Here is a 17,054-nt window from a genome sequence, read left to right as displayed (position 1 = left end):
TTCGCGGTGCCGCCAGCCTCTCAAGAGGCGATATGGCCCGCCCCCCCCACTCACGCCATGCAGCCCGCATTCCGGCGCGTTACGATAACGCCTCGCCGCACGATGCCGACAGGTGATCGCCGCATGGACATCCGCTGCAAACGCATCTACGACTCGCCCGACCGCAATGACGGTCGGCGCGTGCTGGTTGATCGTCTCTGGCCGCGCGGCATCCGTCGCGCAGATGCGCGACTGGATTTCTGGCTTCCCGACATCGCGCCTTCCGATGAATTGCGCCGCTGGTTCTCGCACCAGCCTGAGCGGTTTGACGCATTCGCGCAACGCTATCGCGAGGAGCTGGCCGACAAGGCCACACAAGTCGAACGGTTGCGCGCGCTCGCCGTCGGCAGCCCCCTGACCCTGCTCTACGCCACCCGCGACACGCAGCACAACAACGCCCGCGTACTGGCCGACCTGCTGCGCGCGGCGGAATAAGACGCATCACATTATTATTATTTATTGATTGATAAAATTATCATTCAAAAATTCCGCGGCCGGTGGCATGCTAGGCCCAGTCTGTCCAATAACTCTAACGGCACGCGCGTATGCGCGCTCTGAATCGGACAAGGGCATTTCACCGCACAACATCGGACGAGCATGGCGTTCCCATCAACCCACTCGGGTTCGCAACGGCAAGGATATGCCGCCAGCTCGGCACAGGATCGGAGGCCACATGAAAAATCTATCATTGAACCTGAAATTCGGGCTGATGGGGGCGTCCATAGCCGCCGTACTGCTCGTGTCCTTCGCCTTGATCATCGTCAACGCTGACAGAATCCGGGTCGACAGCGCCAATCTGCGTCAGAACGACATCCCGATCATGGAGTACGCCTATCAAATGGAGATTGCGGTCGTCCAGGTACAGCAGTTTTTCTCCGATGCCGGCGCGATGCGGCAACAAGACAGCCTGCAGGACGATCTGAAATCGGCAGCAGAATACCGGCAACGGTTCCATGCGCTCATCGCCAAACTGATCGCCCTAGACCCTCGTCGGCAGGATGAATATCGCGCGATGCAAGAAAAATTCGACCGCTACTATCAGGCCGGCAAGGACATGGCCGACGCTTATGTCAACCAGGGGACGGATGCCGGCAACAAGCTGATGACCGGATTCGATAGCGCCGCCGATAGCATTTTCGAAATGGTCAATCCCTTCGTCGAAGCCTCCCAGGCTCGGGCACATACACTGCTGGCACAACAACAACGCTCTGTGATCCATACCCAGTGGACGCTGTTTCTCGCCTTGCTGATCATCCTCGGTGCACTTGCGGCGGGCGGTGCCGCCCTTTTCCGGATCGTGCGCAAGATCCCTGTCGTTTCACGTGAACTCAATCGGATCGCCGCCGGCGATTTGGGTGGCGAGGAACTCATCCATCACAGCCGAGATGAAATCGGGCAGCTCTGTTCAGGCCTCAATGCGATGCGTGCCCAACTCAAGACCATCATGCGCGAGCTCACCGAGTCGTCGACCCGCATCGCCACCTTTGCGAACGATCTTTCCGCATCGATCGGCAATACCGAAAACGCCATTTCCCGCCAGGTATCGGAAATCACGCAAATCGCTGCGGCGATGCACGAAATGAGCGCCACCTCGCATGAGGTGGCCAAAAACGCCACCGAATCGGCCAGCGCCGCCCAACAGGCCGATCACGAGGTCGGTGCCGGAAATCACGCTGTCGAGGAAGCCATACAAGCGATACGCAACGCCGCTGCCGACATCGAAAACGTCTCCAGCGTCATCCACCAGGTAGACCAGAGCAGCGAGGAAATCGGCACCATACTCGACGTGATCCGAGGCATTACCGACCAGACCAACCTGCTGGCCCTTAACGCGGCCATCGAGGCCGCCCGTGCGGGCGAGATGGGCCGGGGCTTCGCGGTCGTGGCCGACGAAGTCCGCACGCTCGCCAAGCGCACGCAGGAATCGACCCAGGAAATCCAGAACATGATCGCCAATCTGCAGGCAGCGGCCAAAAAGGCCGTGCAGGCGATGAAGGTCAGCCAGCAGGGCGTGGAACGCAGCGTCACGCTTGCCGGCACATCCGGCGAACGCCTCACGGCCATTTCCGGGGCCGTCGGCAAAATAACCGACATGACCACGCAAATTGCCACCGCCGCCGAAGAACAGAGCGCGGTCTCCACGGAAATGAACGAAAACATCTCGAATATCAGCGTAGCGACCGAGCAGACGGGCGAATCGGCCCATCAGATTGCGCAGGCAGGTCGCAGAATGTCGGGTCTTGCGGATGAACTTCAACGCCTGGTTGGCAAGTTCAGGGTATAGCGCCCCACGTCCGTCGCTGCACTGATGCGGACGGCGCGCTCGAGGTAACGGACCGCCGTCGCCCCCCCCGGACTGTCCGGCGGCTACGATTTAAACGGCCGATGGCAGCACCTAGCCGGCGGCAGCCTCCCTCGGTCACTGCGCGGTCATATCGGGGGCCGATACTCTCAGGTACAGTCAGCACCCGACATAAGAACTTATACGCATCCGATCCCGGATCGGATGCGTGAGACAAAAGGGACCCAGGCCATGCAGACCGGCACGAAACGCGAGGCCATGCCTCGCCTGCGACTGCTGCTCGCGCTGTTGCTCATCGCGCTCATCGCCGGCGCCGCTGCGCTATGGCAAAACCGGTTGATAGGCAAGGCCGCGCCACCGGCGGCCACCCCCGCCTCGCCACTCGCGGCACGGATCGACCGCGAAGCAAACAGAATCATCGGCCAGCGCCCGCCATATCGGACCCTTTATGCCGATGCCCGGCAGGTGCGCGCCGACATCCTACGGCGCGACTTCGCCGCTGCCGACAAAACCCTGACCCGACGGCTTAGCCAAAGCAGCATACAGGCTTGGCATTTCAATCCATTCGCAACGCTTGTCGAATACGTCGCGCAGCCCGGGGAGCCGATATTCGGCAAACGCCTGGACGAATGGGTCGCGCGCGCGCCGCAATCCCCGATGCCCTATCTCGTTCGCGCCCTGTACGGCTATCGAACGGGCTGGATGATTCGCGGCGACCGTTTCGTGAACGACGTGCAGCCCGCGCACCTCAAGGCGTTCGCACGACACATCGCGCAGGCACTGGACGACGTGTCCCGATCGATACAACTGGATCATACCGACCCTTACAGCGCCTTTCTGCTGCTCTACATCCTGAGCGGCACGGGCAACACGACGGACATGGCGGCCGCCTTCCATCGCAGCACCCAGCAGTTTCCCGATTACTACCCCCTGTATCGTCAGCGTCTGACGACACTGGAACCGAAATGGGGCGGGTCCATAGAAGCCATGCGGGCATTCGTGGACCGCCATGCCGGAACGGCAGCGCCTCACGCACCGATTCGGATGCTCTACCTGCAGCTCTACGCGGACCTGCTGAATGCGGCATCCGTGTCCTGCCTCGAGGAACATGGCGACGAGCGCACGCGTTGCGTCGAATCGGCCATGGTGCAGATGGACTCCAGCGACCTGGAGAACCGCGCCTACGCAGCGCTGCAACTCTACAACTACAGCGACAAGGCCCATTTCTCGGAAACGCTCGGCGATATCCTCGGCCAGATGATCAATACCCGCGGCGCCGAACGTTATGCCGGCGCGTTTCTGCAGCTGGCGGCGAACATCATGGGCAGCGACAATCAATTGACCTCCGGCAACACCCGCAACAACAACTTCACGATGGACCGTCTGACCGCCCTGGTGTGGTATCGGCAGGGCCAGTACGACAACGCCGAGAAACTCTATCGGCGCGCTATTGCCGACCTGGCCCACACACATTTCACGACACCGTCCGAAAGAGATGAAATCCATGCCCGGCTGCTCGACGACCTGGCCGACATCTATAGCCACCGGAAGCAATATCTCCAGGAGGCCGCGTACGACAAGGCCGCCGATCTCATGCGCGGCGGCTCGGGTCGAGGCGGGTATAGTGACCTGCTCTGCGCATCGCTGTTTCACCTGAAACACTACCGAGAAGCGGTCGATGCCTGCACCGCAAGAATGGAAAATAGCGGCAGTCTGCATGCGCGCTACTGGCGCGGGCGGGCCTACGAATCCCTGCGCGACCTGTCCGCCGCGGAGCGCGACCTCGCCCAGGTGGCCGCCTCGGAAAGCGACTACCGCTCCTATGCCGCGATCAGGATTTCGATACTTTATGGCAATCAGGGCAAACTCGAGTCCATGCTCAAGGCGCTGAACACCTACACCTACTTATATGACGATGCGCTGTCGGACCGCGACACCATCGCCATTGCCTACAACAACCGCTGCTACGCCAAAATGCATCTCGGTCAATTGCGGGCGGCGCTGAAGGACTGCACGGCATCCCTGCATTACGGCAATCTCCCCGACGCCTATTCCAAGCAGCAGACGCTGCTCAAACGCCTCAGGCAATAGGCTGGCGACATGACCCCGTAAAACCGTACTGCGCGCAACGGCCCGGAACCCGCATGTTGCGGAGGTGCGTTGCCGAACCTGTCGCCTCGCATACCCAAGATGCGTTCACGCGACCGAACGGCGATTTTTCAGACTCAACGGTGCCATTCGGCAGCGTGAACGGAACCTAAATAAAAACATCACAGGCGCGCGTCATGCTATCCGCCGCTATCGCACGCCACGGTGCAAGGCCGCCGTAGATGGCGCAAAACTTGCCGCGCCGTGGGATTCCGCCGGGCATGGACACAACAGGAGAATAAACATGCGCTTCGCCCCAACCCTCGTCCCCACACTGCTGCTGGCCGTCGTCGGGACGGCGCACGCCGACACGCTCACCCCGATCAAGCACGTCGTGGTGATTTACCAGGAAAACGTCTCCTTCGATCACTACTTCGCGACCTACCCCAAGGCCGCGAACCCGCCGGGCGAGCCGGCCTTCCACGCCCTGCCGGGCACGCCCGAGGTGAACAACCTCGCCCGTGCGGGACTGCTGACGCACAACCCCAACGCACTCAACCCGGCCAACGGCGCGGATGCCGCCGAACCCTTCCGCCTCGACCGCACGCAGGCGGCCACCGCCGACCAAAACCACGCCTACACCGCCGAGCAGATGGCCTACAACGGCGGCAAGGCCGACCTGTTCCCGAAATACACCGGCAAGGGCACGTCCGGCGGTGCCGGCGCCTTCGGCACCAAGGGTCAGGTCATGGGTTATTTCGACGGCAACACGGTGATGGCCATGTGGCAGTACGCCCAGCACTTCGCCATGAGCGACAACGCCTACACCGACACCTACGGCCCGTCGACGCCGGGCGCACTGGAAGTGGTCTCGGGGCAGACCGACGGACTCAGGCTCGTGCACACCACGCACAAGCCGTTCCGCATGGACGCCTACTCGTATTACATCAAGGACGGCCAGGGCGGCCACACCCTGATCAACGACGTCGATCCGGCCTACGACGTGTGCTCCAATGCCAAGAACCAGGTGATGCTGGAAGGCCGCAACATCGGCGACCTGCTCAACGCCAAGGGCATCACCTGGGGCGGCTTCATGGGCGGCTTCGATCTCAAGGCCAAGAACGCCAACGGCACCACCGGCTGCGGTCGCAGCACCTATTCGGCCACTGTGCATGAAACGGTGAAGGACTACATCCCGCACCACGACTGGTTCCAGTACTTCAAGTCGACCGCCAACCCGACCCACGCGCGACCCAGCTCGATCACCGCCATCGGCCACACCTACGAGCCCGGCACGCACAAGCGCGATCCGGCCAACCACGAGTACGCGCTGCGCGACTTCTTCGCCGCGGTCAAGGCGGGCAACTACCCGGCGGTGAGCTACCTCAAGGCGCCGGCCTACGAGGACGGCCACGCCGGGTATTCCGATCCGCTGGACGAACAGGCCTTCGTCACCCGCGTGGTTAACTTCCTCGAGCACCAGCCCGGCTGGAAGGACACCGCCGTGATCGTGACCTGGGACGACTCCGACGGCTGGTACGACCATGCCTTCGCCTACACCACCAACCCGTCCTTCGACCCGCAGGCCGACCAGCTCGACGGCGCCGGCCATTGCGGACGCGGCACGCCGATGGCGGGCCTGCGCGGCAAGCCGGTCAACGGCCGCTGCGGCCCCGGCACGCGCATCCCCTTCCTGGTGATCTCGCCCTGGGCCAAACAGAACTACGTGGCCCACACGCGTATCTCGCAGGCCTCGGTGGTGCGCTTCATCGAGGACAACTGGCTCGGCGGCACGCGCCTCGGCGGCGGCTCGTTCGACGCCAGCGCGGGCAGCATCATGGACATGTTCGACTTCACCGGCAAAGGCGACGCGCCCAAGCTGTTCCTGAACGAAAAGACCGGCACGCCGGTCGTCCACAGCTGATCCCGACCGGCCCGGCACCGCAGCGACGCGGTGCCGGGCCACGGCTTCGCGCGACATGTTTCGTCACGACCGACCGAGCCGCCGGCTGCGCCGCACGCTGGGTGTCGCGGCCGTATTCGCGCTGCTCGCCGGCGCGTATGCGATCTTCGAACCCGTCGTCGCCTTCTACCCGCTGATTCCGCTCGCCGCCTGGCTGCACCACCCCGCCGACACCTGGCGCCTTGCCCACGGCGAGAACCCGCACCCGATCCGTCTGATGCGCCCACCCGTCGCGCCGCTGTCGGCCATGGCCCGGCTAGGCCGGGACCTCTTCTACGACCGCACCCTGTCCGGCTCCGGACGCATGTCCTGCGCCAGCTGCCACAGCCCGCAGCATGCCTTTGGCCCGCCGGGCAACGCTGCGGTCATGCTCGGCGGCCCGGACGGTCAGTCCCCCGGTTACCGTGCCGTACCCAGCCTGATGTACCTGGAACGACAACCACCGTTCAGCGTCGGGCCTGACAACGCGGTCAACGAGACCCTCACCCTGCGCCAGAAGATCGTGCGCAGCGTCGGCGCCCCACGTCTGACCAAGACCGCCGGAGACACCGCCGGCACCGCGCACAACCTCGTGCCACAGGGCGGCCTGTTCTGGGACGGACGCGTCAATACCCTGCAGCAGCAGGCCGACGGACCGCTGTTCAACACCTTCGAGATGGACGCGGGTTCGCCGCAGCAGGTCGCCGCACGGCTCGCCGTCTCGCCCTATGCCGGCGATTTCCGTCGCCTGTTCGGCCCCGGCATCTTCGACAATCCGAATTTCCTGGTGTCCGAGGCGCTTTTCGCGCTCGCCCGCTACCAGATAGAGGACCCGAGCTTCCACCCCTACCGCAGCCGCTACGACGCCTGGCTGGCCGGCAAGGCCCGACTGGACGATGCCGAACTGCGCGGCTATCTCCTGTTCAACGATCCCGCCAAGGGCGACTGCGCGGCCTGTCATGTGGACCGACCGACACCCGACGGCCTGCCGCCGCTCTTCACCGACCATCAGTACGAGGCGCTCGGCGTGCCGCGCAACCCCGCCATCCCGGCCAACCGGAATCCGCACTACTACGACCTCGGTCTATGCGGGCCCTTCCGCAAGGATCTTGCCCGGCAGCACCGATATTGCGGCCTGTTCCTCACGCCCACGCTGCGCAACGTTGCCACGCGCCACACGTTCTTCCACAACGGGGTCTACCACACCCTGATGCAAGTGCTGGCGTTCTACAACTTCCGCGATACCGACCCAGAACGGATCTATCCGCGCGACGCACAGGGCCGCGTCGAGAAATTCAACGACCTCCCGGCCGCCGACCGCGGCAACGTCGATACCGTCGACCCGCCCCTCAACCGCCACGCCGGCGAACACCCCGCCCTCACCCGCCGCGACATGCAGGACATCGTCGCCTTCCTCGGCACGCTGACCGACCAGCCGGACGCAAAAACATCAGCTGGTGAATAAACAAACATAGTGGGGACACGAGAATGATGGGCGATTGAAAGCGGAAATCCGGAATCTAGTTTGACAATCAAACTCTGACATCACAGCGCATCATCCTTGAAATGAACTGGAATCCAAGGGGTATCCTGCGAAACTGATTCCGGCCACATCCGACCGTACATGCTCTTTCATTATTATTCAGTTAGACGGCTGTATTGCAGCAGATGCCAGTCGTTAACCCAACTCTTGATTAGTATCAGCGTCACGCCCCCATTTTCATACATGCATATAGATACGAATAGGTGATGAAAAATCTTATAATGAAACGGCTGAATTACATTTTCCCGTGACTTTGTATTAAAAAATCCCTAGGCCCATCGGACTCCATATTTACTGTTAGGAGGATTGAAATGCCAAAGAAACGGCAACTGGTCCCGCCAGTCCTGCCCTGGAGCCTCCACAAGGGCAGAGGGTGGCGGTCGCAACTGGAGCGAATGGACCGGTGGTACGCTCGTATGCTACACGCGAAAGCAAAGACCGACATTGCAGACTTCCTATTTGCGTTTTTTCAGAATTCTTATCATTTTCGTGAGTGGCTCGAAGCAACAGGTGGCGTTACCAAAAAGGAACTTGACTTACTGTTCAAAGATCATCCTGAACTGGGTATTTGTCGAGATATATGTAACGCCACAAAACATTTTTCATTGTCCACACCACCACCACCGAACCAGCAGTATGAAATATCCTTCGTGCAGGAGCATTGCCCTCAGAATGGCCCGTTGTCCGGGGATGGGTGGTTCGGTGGCGAAGCAAAATTGACCGTTGTAGCGGATAAAAGAAACTATGATGCTCGCGATCTGGCATACCAGTGCTTGGAAATTTGGAAGGCGTTTGTGGCGCAACGTAAGCCCGAAGACAAGAACGCCTTCTAACAACGCCATCAACACGGATGATCTTGGTCAACTCGCCTACGGCGCATCACCCACTCCTGCCGGCTATAGCGGACATTGAACGACCGCTGTTAGGGCTGGAATCAACGGTACAACACCGACACGCGACCGGTTGCATCCGGAGTTGAGTTTTGCGGTATTAGACCAACGCTGAGTTCTGAGATTAACCAAGAAGGTACTGAATCGTTTCGCCTTTCGATTCCAAAACCATATCCTGGACACCATAAAAAAACGGCCCGGGCTGCTGTTGCAGCCCGGGCCGTGATTGTCCACAGATGGCGTCCCCAAGGGGATTCGAACCCCTGTTACCGCCGTGAAAGGGCGGTGTCCTGGGCCTCTAGACGATGGGGACAATGATACTGGTCACGCTCGCCTTGACGTCTTCTTCTTTTCGTCAGCGACGCGGACCGAAAAGCAGGGCGGTCATCACGCCGGTAAACAGGGTCAGAAACCCGACCGGCACCATGGTGAAGAAAAACTCCGCGGGCCGTTCGTCTCCGCGCACCATGTAGTAAAAACCGGCAATGATTCCGATAGCCGTCAATGCCGCGCCCAGGTATGCCAGGACTCTACCCAAACGGCGCATCGCGGCTCTCCGCCCTCAAAATTTGGTGGAGCTAGGCGGGATCGAACCGCCGACCTCCTGCATGCCATGCAGGCGCTCTCCCAGCTGAGCTATAGCCCCGTACGAACGGAGGCGCGTACTTTAAATGCTGCCTCCAGAACCGTCAAGCCCGATTTTCCGCAATATGCGCGAGTGCGCGATCGATGCCGCCCAGGCTTCGCTCGCGACCCAGTAACATCAACGTCTGATCGATGGGCGGCGAGACGCCGGCGCCGGTGCAGGCCACGCGCAGCGGCTGAGCGACCTTGCCCATGCCGACCTCCAGATGCGCAGCCACCTGTTCGACGGCGTCATGGATGGCGGCGGCGGTCCATTCGGCCAAGACCGTCAGACGCGCGCGCAGGGCCGTCAGTGCAGGTTCGGCGGCCGACGTCAGGTGCTTGGCTGCGGCCTTGGCATCGTAGGCCTCGAAATCGCGGTAGAAGATCACACTACCGTCGGCCATCTCCACCAGCGTCTTGCAGCGTTCGCGCAGGGCCTCGACCACGCTTTCGAGCGCCGGCCCCGTACTCGGATCCACGCCACGCTGCCCGAGATGCCAGCTCAGGTGACGCGCCACATGCTCCAGCGGGCTGGTCTTGAAGTAGTGCTGGTTCAGCCACAGGAGCTTCTGGTGATTCAGCGCCGAAGCGGCCTTGTTCACCGCGTTGAGATCGAACAGCTCGATCATCTCGTCGAGGCTGAAGACCTCCTGGTCGCCGTGCGACCAGCCCAGACGGACGAGGTAGTTGAGCACCGCCTCGGGCAGCAGCCCCATGTCGCGGTATTCCATCACGCTGGCCGCGCCGGTCCGCTTGGACAGCTTCTTGCCGTCCTCGCCGAGGATCATGGCGACGTGGGCATAGTGCGGGGTCTCGGCGCCCAGTGCGCGCAGGATGTTGATCTGCCGCGGGGTGTTGTTGATATGGTCGTCGCCGCGCACGACGTGGGTGATGGCCATGTCCATGTCGTCGACCACCACGGTGAGGTTGTAGGTCGGCGTGCCATCCGAGCGGGCGATGATGAGGTCGTCGAGCTCGGCGTTGTCGAACACGATGGGGCCGTGGATGAGGTCGTCGACCACCACCTTGCCCTCGGTCGGATTGCGGAAACGCACGACCGGATCGACGCCCTCGCGCGGCGCCGCACGGTTGCGGCAGCGGCCGTCGTAGCGCGGCTTCTCGCCGCGCGCGCGCTGCGCCTCGCGCATCTCATCCAGTTCCTCGCGGCTGCAATAGCAGTGATACGCATGCCCCGCGTCGAGCAGCTGCCGCACCACTTCCTTGTAGCGGTCGAAGCGGTGGGTCTGGTAGAACGGCCCTTCGTCGTACTCCAGCCCCAGCCAGGCCATGCCCTCGAGAATCGCGTTCACGGATTCGGGCGTGGAGCGCTCCAGGTCGGTGTCCTCGATGCGCAGCACGAAGACGCCGCCGTGCTTGCGGGCATGCAGCCAGGAAAACAGCGCGGTGCGCGCGCCGCCGATGTGCAGGTAGCCGGTCGGGCTGGGGGCGAAGCGGGTACGGACGGTCATGGCGGTTCGGTTCGGTTCGGTTCGGGGAAGGCCGCGATAGTAGCAAACCCGCGGCCCGGCGCGCAGCGGACGGCAGGACCGGGCGCCTAGAGCCAGCCCGAGTGCGCGGCAATCTGCATCACGATCAGGGCGTAGATACCGGCGAACACGTCGTCCATGACGATACCGACACCGCCGTGCAGCTGCCGGTCGGCCCAGTTGGCCGGCCAGGGCTTGAGCACGTCGAAAATGCGGAACAGCACGAAACCGGCAAGCACCCAGGCCCAGCCGTGCGGCGCCGCCGCCATGGTGATGAAGTAGCCCACGATCTCGTCCCAGACGATGCCGCGGTGATCGTGCACGCCGAGCAGCGCCGAGGAGCGCCCGCAGATCCAGAAGCCGGCCACCAGGGCCACCAGCGTCACCAGGGCATACGCATAGAGCGGCAACGGCGCGATCAGCAGATACAAAGGGATGGCCGCCAGCGTGCCGGCGGTGCCGGGCGCCACCGGCGACAGGCCGGAGCCGAAGCCGAAGGCGAGAAAATGGGCCGGATGCCCAAACACGGTGCGTGCCGGCGGCTGTTCGAAGGGTCGCATGATCAGAACTCCCGGAAGTGGTCGTAACCCTGATGACTGAAGGCGACGGGGTTGTCGTCCGCGTCGACCAGGCGCAGCCCCGGTTCGGCCTCGACGCGGCCGATGCAACTCAGCGGCGGCAGGCGATCGGCCAGCGCCGCGAGCGCGCGCTCTTGTCCCGCCGGCAGGGCGAAAACCAGTTCGTAGTCGTCGCCTGCGGTCAGGGCCAGGCGTCCGTGCGCATCGGCGGCACGCACCGCGTCGCCGCGCGGCAGGCGATCGAGCGCCACCCGACCGCCTACGCCGCTGGCCACCAGCAGATGGCCGAGATCGGCCGCCAGACCGTCGGATATGTCGATCGCCGCACTGGCCACGCCTCGCAACGCGAGGCCGGCCTCGACGCGGGGCTCCGGGCGATTGAGGCGCGCGCACAGCGCTTCCCGGTATTGCGGCGGCACCTCGGCGCGCCCCTGCAGCACCGCCAGCCCCAGACCGGCATCGCCCAGCGTACCGGTCACATAGAGCCCATCGCCCGGGCGCGCGCCGTCGCGGCGCAGCGCCTGCCCCTCCGGCACCCAGCCGAGCGCCTGCACGGTGATGCTGAGCGGTCCGCGCGTGGTATCGCCGCCGACCAGGGCCACCCGATGACGGGCCGCCAGCGCATGGAAACCTTCGGCGAAGGCGTGCAGCCAGGAATCGTCGACCCTGGGCAGCGAGAGCGCGAGCATGACCCAGGCCGGCTCCGCGCCCATGGCGGCCAGATCGCTGAGGTTGACCGCCAGCGCCTTGTGGCCGATGTCGGCGGGATCCGTCTGCTCGGGGAAATGCACCCCGGCGATCAGGGTGTCGACCGTCGCCGCCAGCACCTGCCCGGGCGGCGGACGTAGCAGCGCTGCGTCGTCTCCCACGCCGAGCGCGACGTCGTCGCGCGCGGCGTGGCGCGTGAAATATCGGGCGATCAGATCGAATTCGCCGGGCATGGCGACCTCTCGGGTGAACCGGGCCTCAGCGCGCGCCGCCGATCTCGACGGCGCGCAACTGGCGCACGGCCTTGTCCAGCACGCCGTTGATGAAACGGTGTCCCTGCTCCGCGCCGAAGACCTTCGCGAGGTCGACCGCCTCGTTGATGATCACGCGGTAGGGCACGTCGAGACGCTGCATCATCTCGTATCCGGCGAGCCTGAGAATGGCACGTTCCACCGGGTCGACACGCTCCAGCGGACGGTCGAGATAGGGCGAGATCGCCGCATCGATGGCCGCGCGGTGTTCCGGTACGCCCAGCAGCAGCTCACGAAAGTACTCGACATCGGCATCGCCCAGCGGGCGCTCGCCCTTGAACTGGGCGAGGATATCCTTGGGCTGATCGCCGGTGATTTGCCATTGATACAGCGACTGCACCGCCAGCCTGCGCGCGGCGTGCCGGGCGCGGCTGATCTGGCGGGCCGTCAGGCGCGGGGTTTCTGGCTCAGTCATTCAGCTGCCGCAGCAGGCTGACCATTTCCAGCGCCGTCATGCCGGCGTCCCAGCCCTTGTTGCCGGCCTTGGTGCCGGCGCGCTCGATGGCCTGTTCGATGGTATCGGTGGTCAGCACGCCGTTGATCACCGGCAGGCCGGCCTGCAGGGCGAGTCCAGCCAGACCCTTGGCGCTTTCGCCGGCGACATAGTCGAAATGCGGCGTCGCGCCGCGAATCACCGCACCCAGTGCGATGACCGCATCGTAGCGCGCGCGCTTGGCCATGGCCTGCACGGCCAGCGGCAGCTCGAAGGCGCCGGGCACGCGCACGACCTCGATATGGGCCTCGGCGACGCCGTGACGCTTGAGCGCGTCCACCGCGCCCTCCAGCAGGCGCTCGACGATGAAGCCGTTGAAACGCGCGACGGCGATTCCGAATACCGCCTCGCCGACATGGAAATCGCCTTCAAAAACCTTCAGTTGTGACATGTCCCCGTTCCTGCATGATCGCGATGCAATGGGCGCGAATCATAGCACAGCCCCCGCCGAGAGGGCGCGCAAACGACGTCCGGGCGCGGCTGCAAACACCCCACGGCGTCGGCCTTGATTCGCGTTGCGCGTCGGCATACCGTTGGCGGCCTCGTCCCTTCTTCGGAATGTCACCCATGCCGCCGCTGCCCCCCGATGTACGCGCCCGCATCACCGCGGTCATACTGGCCGGCGGCCTGGGCCGACGCATGGGCGGGCAGGACAAGGGGTTGACGCCGCTCGGCGGCCGGCCGATGGCCGCCTGGGTGCTCGACCGCCTGCAGCCCCAGGTCGGCCGGGTCATCGTCAACGCCAACCGCAATCAGGATGCCTATGGGCGCCTGCTCGGCCTGCCGGTGGTGGGCGACCGCCTGGGCGGATTCCAGGGGCCGCTCGCCGGTATCGCCGGCGCGCTAGCGCAGATCGACACACCGCTGCTGCTGGCCACACCCTGCGACGGCCCGCTGCTGCCGCCTGACCTTGCCGAGCGCCTGTACCGCGCGCTATCGACTGCGCGCGCGGATGTCGCCGTGGTGCACGACGGCGAGCGCCTGCACCCCGTATTCGCCCTGCTGAGGACCGGCGTGCGCGGATCGCTCGAGGCCTTCCTCGCCGCCGGCGAGCGCAAGGCCGGGCACTGGCTCGAACGCACGCACTGGGTCGCCGCCGACTGCGCGGATATCGCCGACGCGTTCGTCAATGTCAACGACGCGGGCGCGCTGGCCGCTCTCGAAACCCGCCTGCGACCGCCTGCCGCGCAACGGAGCACCACGCCATGAACGCCCACCGTGAAGCCGGCTGCCAGGCCCCGCGCGACGACGCACTGCCCTTCGACGCCGCGCTTGCGCGCATAATCGATGCCATCCGCCCGCTCGCGGACCGCGAGCGGGTGCCCCTGCGCGCGGCGCTGGGCCGGATACTGGCCGTCGACGTGATCAGCGGCGTCGATGTGCCCCCGCACGACAATTCGGCCATGGATGGTTATGCGCTGCGCGCCGAGGATCTGCCGGCCCAGGCGGAACGCAGCGTTGCGCTGCGCCTCGTCGGCCAGTCGCTCGCAGGCGGCGGCCGCCCGGCCGCCATCGGCCCTGGCGAGTGCGCGCGCATCACCACCGGCGCCCTGATCCCGCCGGGCGCGGATACCGTCGTCGTCCAGGAAGCGGTCAGCGTGACCGACGCACGCGTCACGGTCTCCGGTACGCAGCGGCCGGGGCAGAACATCCGCCGCGCGGGAGAGGATCTCGCGCGCGGCACGGCAGCCCTGACCGGCGGCCACCGCCTCTCGCCCGCGGACCTCGGCCTGCTCGCCTCGCTCGGCTGCGTCGAGGTCGAAGTGCTGCGCCGTCCGCGCGTCGCCTTTCTGTCCACCGGCGACGAGCTGCGCGGGCTGGGTCAGCCACTCGCCGAGGGCGAGATCCGCGACAGCAACCGCTACGCGCTGTTCGGCGCCCTCGCCCGGCTCGGCGTCGACGCGTACGACCTCGGCACCGTCGCCGACCGCCCAGAGGCGCTGCGCGCGACCCTCGCCCGCGCCGCCGACGGGCATGACGTCATCATCAGCACGGGCGGCGTCTCCGTCGGCGACGCGGACCATACCCGCGACGTCCTCGCCACGCTCGGCGGCATCGATTTCTGGCGCATCGCCATGCGCCCCGGCCGGCCGCTGGCCTTCGGACACATCGGCGGCACCCTGTTCTTCGGCCTCCCCGGCAACCCGGTGGCGGTCATGACGAGTTTTTACCAACTGGTCCGGCCCGCACTGGGGCGACTGGCCGGCGGCCATACGCACGGCCCGCGAAGGCTTCGCGCACGCGCGCTGGAAGCGATTGGCAAGCGTCCGGGGCGCACCGAATTCCTGCGCGGCATCCTGCAGCAGGATATAAACGGGGAACCGTGCGTGCGCCTCACCGGCCCGCAAGGCTCCGGCATCCTGCGCTCGATGAGCCTGGCGAACTGCTTCATCGTGCTCGGCCACGCCTCCGGCCCGGTCGAGCCTGGCCAGTGGATCGACGTCGAGCCCTTCGACGACTGCATGTAATGCGGTAGCCGCACCATCCTGGCGCGCGTACGGCCCCGCGCGCACATTTCCGAAGCATGCTTCGCGCGCAGACCGCAACCGCGCGACCCACCCATGCGCATCGGCGGACAGCACAATAATTTCAATTTATTGGTTTAATAATTGCTAAATATCCGCGACCCCCATCGGCGGGCGGTCGAATCCGCGGGATCAATGGCGATCCCGAAAACAGACAACGGCGTTTCCCAAGCTGCGTGCCTGGGCGGCGCTTTTTTTTGTCCGCAATTTACGATCACTGGAGCCAGAATGAAAAAAACCACGATAAAAATCCAGCTCATGCGCGCCTGTCTCGCCCTCGGCATTCTGGGCGGCTGGCAGCAACAAGGCCTTGCCGCCACCGGAACGCCGTCCGCCGACGGACAGCTCGACCTGAATATCCGGCCACGCTACGAACAGCTTCAGCAACACGGCAAGAAAAATGCTACGGCGCAGACCGTGCAGACATTGCTCGGTTATCAGACCGGCATCTATCGCGACTGGTATGCCGGCCTGCAATTCATCGATGTCAGCAGTTTCGACAACCGCTACAACAGTCTCATCAACAAAAAAGGCGCGTATTCGGTCATCGCCGATCCCCAGGAAACCTCCATCAACCAGGCCTTCCTGGGATACCGCGGGCCGGCGCGCACATCCCTCAAGATCGGCCGCCAGATCATCATCCTGGGCGACGCCCGTTTTGTCGGCAACGTCGGGTTTCGCCAGAACATGCAGACCTTCGACGCCGTGACCCTGCACACCGGCGCAATTCCCGGCCTGCAGCTGTTCGCGGGCTACAGCTGGCGGGTCAAGGACATACTCGACCGCCTGGTGCCGATGCAGACCACGCTGGTGAACGCAGCCTACCGGGTCTTGCCGGGCAACACCGTCAGCGTGTTCGGATACTGGTATGCGAATACCTCGCCGCACCTGGTAACCGGTCAGGCGGGCTGCTTCCTCCCCGGCGGCCCCGATGCCTGCAACAACGGCATCGTCGGCGCAAGCTGGCACGGGCACACCGCGCTGTCGCCGACGTTCGGCGTGGATTACGACGCCGCCTATGCGAAGCAGCTGCCCTATCACGGCGGACCCGCGGCCATCGACGCGCATTATGCGCATCTTGCCGTGGGCCTGGGCTGGCACGCGATCACGGGACGCGTTGCCTACATGCTCATGAGCAGCAATCCCGACGGCACCTACGGCTTCCAGACGCCGCTGGCCACCAAGCACGCGTACAACGGCTGGGCCGAGGTGTTTCTCACCACTCCGCCGGCCGGCCTCAAGAGCTTCGAGTACTCCTTGGCCGCCAAGCTCGGCAAGGCCAAGCTGATGGCGGATTACTACCATTTCTACGCCGCGCGCGGGCAATCGAGCTACGGTGACGAGATCGATCTTTCGCTGACGGGGAAATTGCTCAAGCACCTGAGCGGAGGGGTGCAGTACGCCGATTATCGCGCCGATCATTATGCGGTCGACACGCAGGGCGCCTGGGCCTACCTGGATTATCACTTCAGCACCTGATCGCCGTCCGGCGGCGGTCCCGGACGGGCCGCCGCCGGCTGC

The 17,054-nt window shown here is 64.5% G+C and carries 15 protein-coding genes and 2 tRNA genes; 9 read left to right on the top strand and 8 right to left on the bottom strand.

Annotated features, from left to right (window positions below):
* The first annotated feature begins 123 nt into the window (after positions 1-123).
* The 6 genes from THPRO_RS14915 to THPRO_RS16885 all read left to right on the top strand — a co-directional run bounded on the left by THPRO_RS14915 (position 124) and on the right by THPRO_RS16885 (position 8,747).
* Positions 124-474, top strand: coding sequence for a DUF488 domain-containing protein (locus THPRO_RS14915; protein ID WP_038091147.1), 351 nt, complete (start codon positions 124-126; stop codon positions 472-474).
* Between the two features lie 67 nt (positions 475-541).
* Positions 542-2,323 carry a methyl-accepting chemotaxis protein gene (locus tag THPRO_RS14910; protein ID WP_082954685.1) on the top strand — a complete coding sequence of 594 codons (1,782 nt, stop codon included), beginning with the start codon at positions 542-544 and terminating at the stop codon, positions 2,321-2,323.
* A 249-nt stretch (positions 2,324-2,572) separates the two neighbouring features.
* The gene (locus THPRO_RS14905) at positions 2,573-4,432 is read left to right on the top strand and encodes a tetratricopeptide repeat protein (RefSeq protein ID WP_065089813.1); all 1,860 of its coding nucleotides are present in this window, start codon (positions 2,573-2,575) and stop codon (positions 4,430-4,432) included.
* Positions 4,433-4,733: 301 nt separating this feature from the next.
* Positions 4,734-6,353: a phospholipase C gene (locus THPRO_RS14900; RefSeq protein ID WP_082954684.1), complete on the top strand. Its 1,620-nt coding sequence runs from the start codon at positions 4,734-4,736 to the stop codon at positions 6,351-6,353.
* A gap of 55 nt (positions 6,354-6,408) precedes the next feature.
* Positions 6,409-7,836, top strand: a complete 1,428-nt coding sequence (locus THPRO_RS14895) for a cytochrome-c peroxidase (RefSeq protein WP_052064483.1) — start codon at positions 6,409-6,411, stop codon at positions 7,834-7,836.
* Positions 7,837-8,225: 389 nt separating this feature from the next.
* Positions 8,226-8,747 (top strand): hypothetical protein, encoded by a 522-nt coding sequence (locus THPRO_RS16885; RefSeq protein WP_145930881.1) that lies wholly within the window; start codon positions 8,226-8,228, stop codon positions 8,745-8,747.
* Positions 8,748-9,041: 294 nt separating this feature from the next.
* Here the strand turns inward: THPRO_RS16885 and THPRO_RS14890 are convergent.
* The 8 genes from THPRO_RS14890 to ribH form a co-directional block, all read right to left on the bottom strand.
* A tRNA-Glu gene (locus THPRO_RS14890) sits at positions 9,042-9,117 on the bottom strand.
* Positions 9,118-9,159: 42 nt separating this feature from the next.
* On the bottom strand, positions 9,160-9,351 hold the full coding sequence (locus THPRO_RS14885) for a hypothetical protein (RefSeq protein WP_038091135.1): 192 nt from the start codon (positions 9,349-9,351) through the stop codon (positions 9,160-9,162).
* A gap of 23 nt (positions 9,352-9,374) precedes the next feature.
* Positions 9,375-9,450: transfer RNA gene (locus tag THPRO_RS14880), tRNA-Ala, on the bottom strand.
* A 43-nt stretch (positions 9,451-9,493) separates the two neighbouring features.
* The gene (gene gltX, locus THPRO_RS14875) at positions 9,494-10,900 is read right to left on the bottom strand and encodes a glutamate--tRNA ligase (protein ID WP_038091133.1); all 1,407 of its coding nucleotides are present in this window, start codon (positions 10,898-10,900) and stop codon (positions 9,494-9,496) included.
* Between the two features lie 86 nt (positions 10,901-10,986).
* Positions 10,987-11,478, bottom strand: a complete 492-nt coding sequence (locus THPRO_RS14870; RefSeq protein ID WP_038091131.1) for a phosphatidylglycerophosphatase A family protein — start codon at positions 11,476-11,478, stop codon at positions 10,987-10,989.
* 2 nt (positions 11,479-11,480) lie between these two features.
* Positions 11,481-12,437: a thiamine-phosphate kinase gene (gene thiL, locus THPRO_RS14865; RefSeq protein ID WP_038091130.1), complete on the bottom strand. Its 957-nt coding sequence runs from the start codon at positions 12,435-12,437 to the stop codon at positions 11,481-11,483.
* A 25-nt stretch (positions 12,438-12,462) separates the two neighbouring features.
* Positions 12,463-12,930 (bottom strand): transcription antitermination factor NusB, encoded by a 468-nt coding sequence (nusB, locus tag THPRO_RS14860; protein ID WP_052064482.1) that lies wholly within the window; start codon positions 12,928-12,930, stop codon positions 12,463-12,465.
* A complete protein-coding gene (gene ribH, locus THPRO_RS14855) occupies positions 12,923-13,399 on the bottom strand; it encodes a 6,7-dimethyl-8-ribityllumazine synthase (protein ID WP_052064481.1) in 477 nt (158 codons plus the stop codon). Before ribH ends, nusB begins: the two co-directional genes overlap by 8 nt.
* Positions 13,400-13,575: 176 nt before the next feature.
* On the opposite strand from ribH, the gene mobA reads away from it, so the two are divergent.
* The 3 genes from mobA (at position 13,576) to THPRO_RS14840 (ending at position 17,012) form a co-directional block, all read left to right on the top strand.
* On the top strand, positions 13,576-14,217 hold the full coding sequence (gene mobA, locus THPRO_RS14850; RefSeq protein WP_038091124.1) for a molybdenum cofactor guanylyltransferase MobA: 642 nt from the start codon (positions 13,576-13,578) through the stop codon (positions 14,215-14,217).
* The gene (gene moeA, locus THPRO_RS14845; protein ID WP_038091121.1) at positions 14,214-15,476 is read left to right on the top strand and encodes a molybdopterin molybdotransferase MoeA; all 1,263 of its coding nucleotides are present in this window, start codon (positions 14,214-14,216) and stop codon (positions 15,474-15,476) included. Before mobA ends, moeA begins: the two co-directional genes overlap by 4 nt.
* A gap of 285 nt (positions 15,477-15,761) precedes the next feature.
* Positions 15,762-17,012, top strand: coding sequence for an alginate export family protein (locus THPRO_RS14840; RefSeq protein WP_065089812.1), 1,251 nt, complete (start codon positions 15,762-15,764; stop codon positions 17,010-17,012).
* The last annotated feature ends 42 nt before the right edge of the window (positions 17,013-17,054 follow it).

The organism is Acidihalobacter prosperus (assembly GCF_000754095.2).
In the GTDB taxonomy this organism is placed as follows: domain Bacteria; phylum Pseudomonadota; class Gammaproteobacteria; order DSM-5130; family Acidihalobacteraceae; genus Acidihalobacter; species Acidihalobacter prosperus.
Note: the sequence above shows the minus strand (reverse complement) of the source record. Positions and strands in the feature narration are given on the sequence as shown.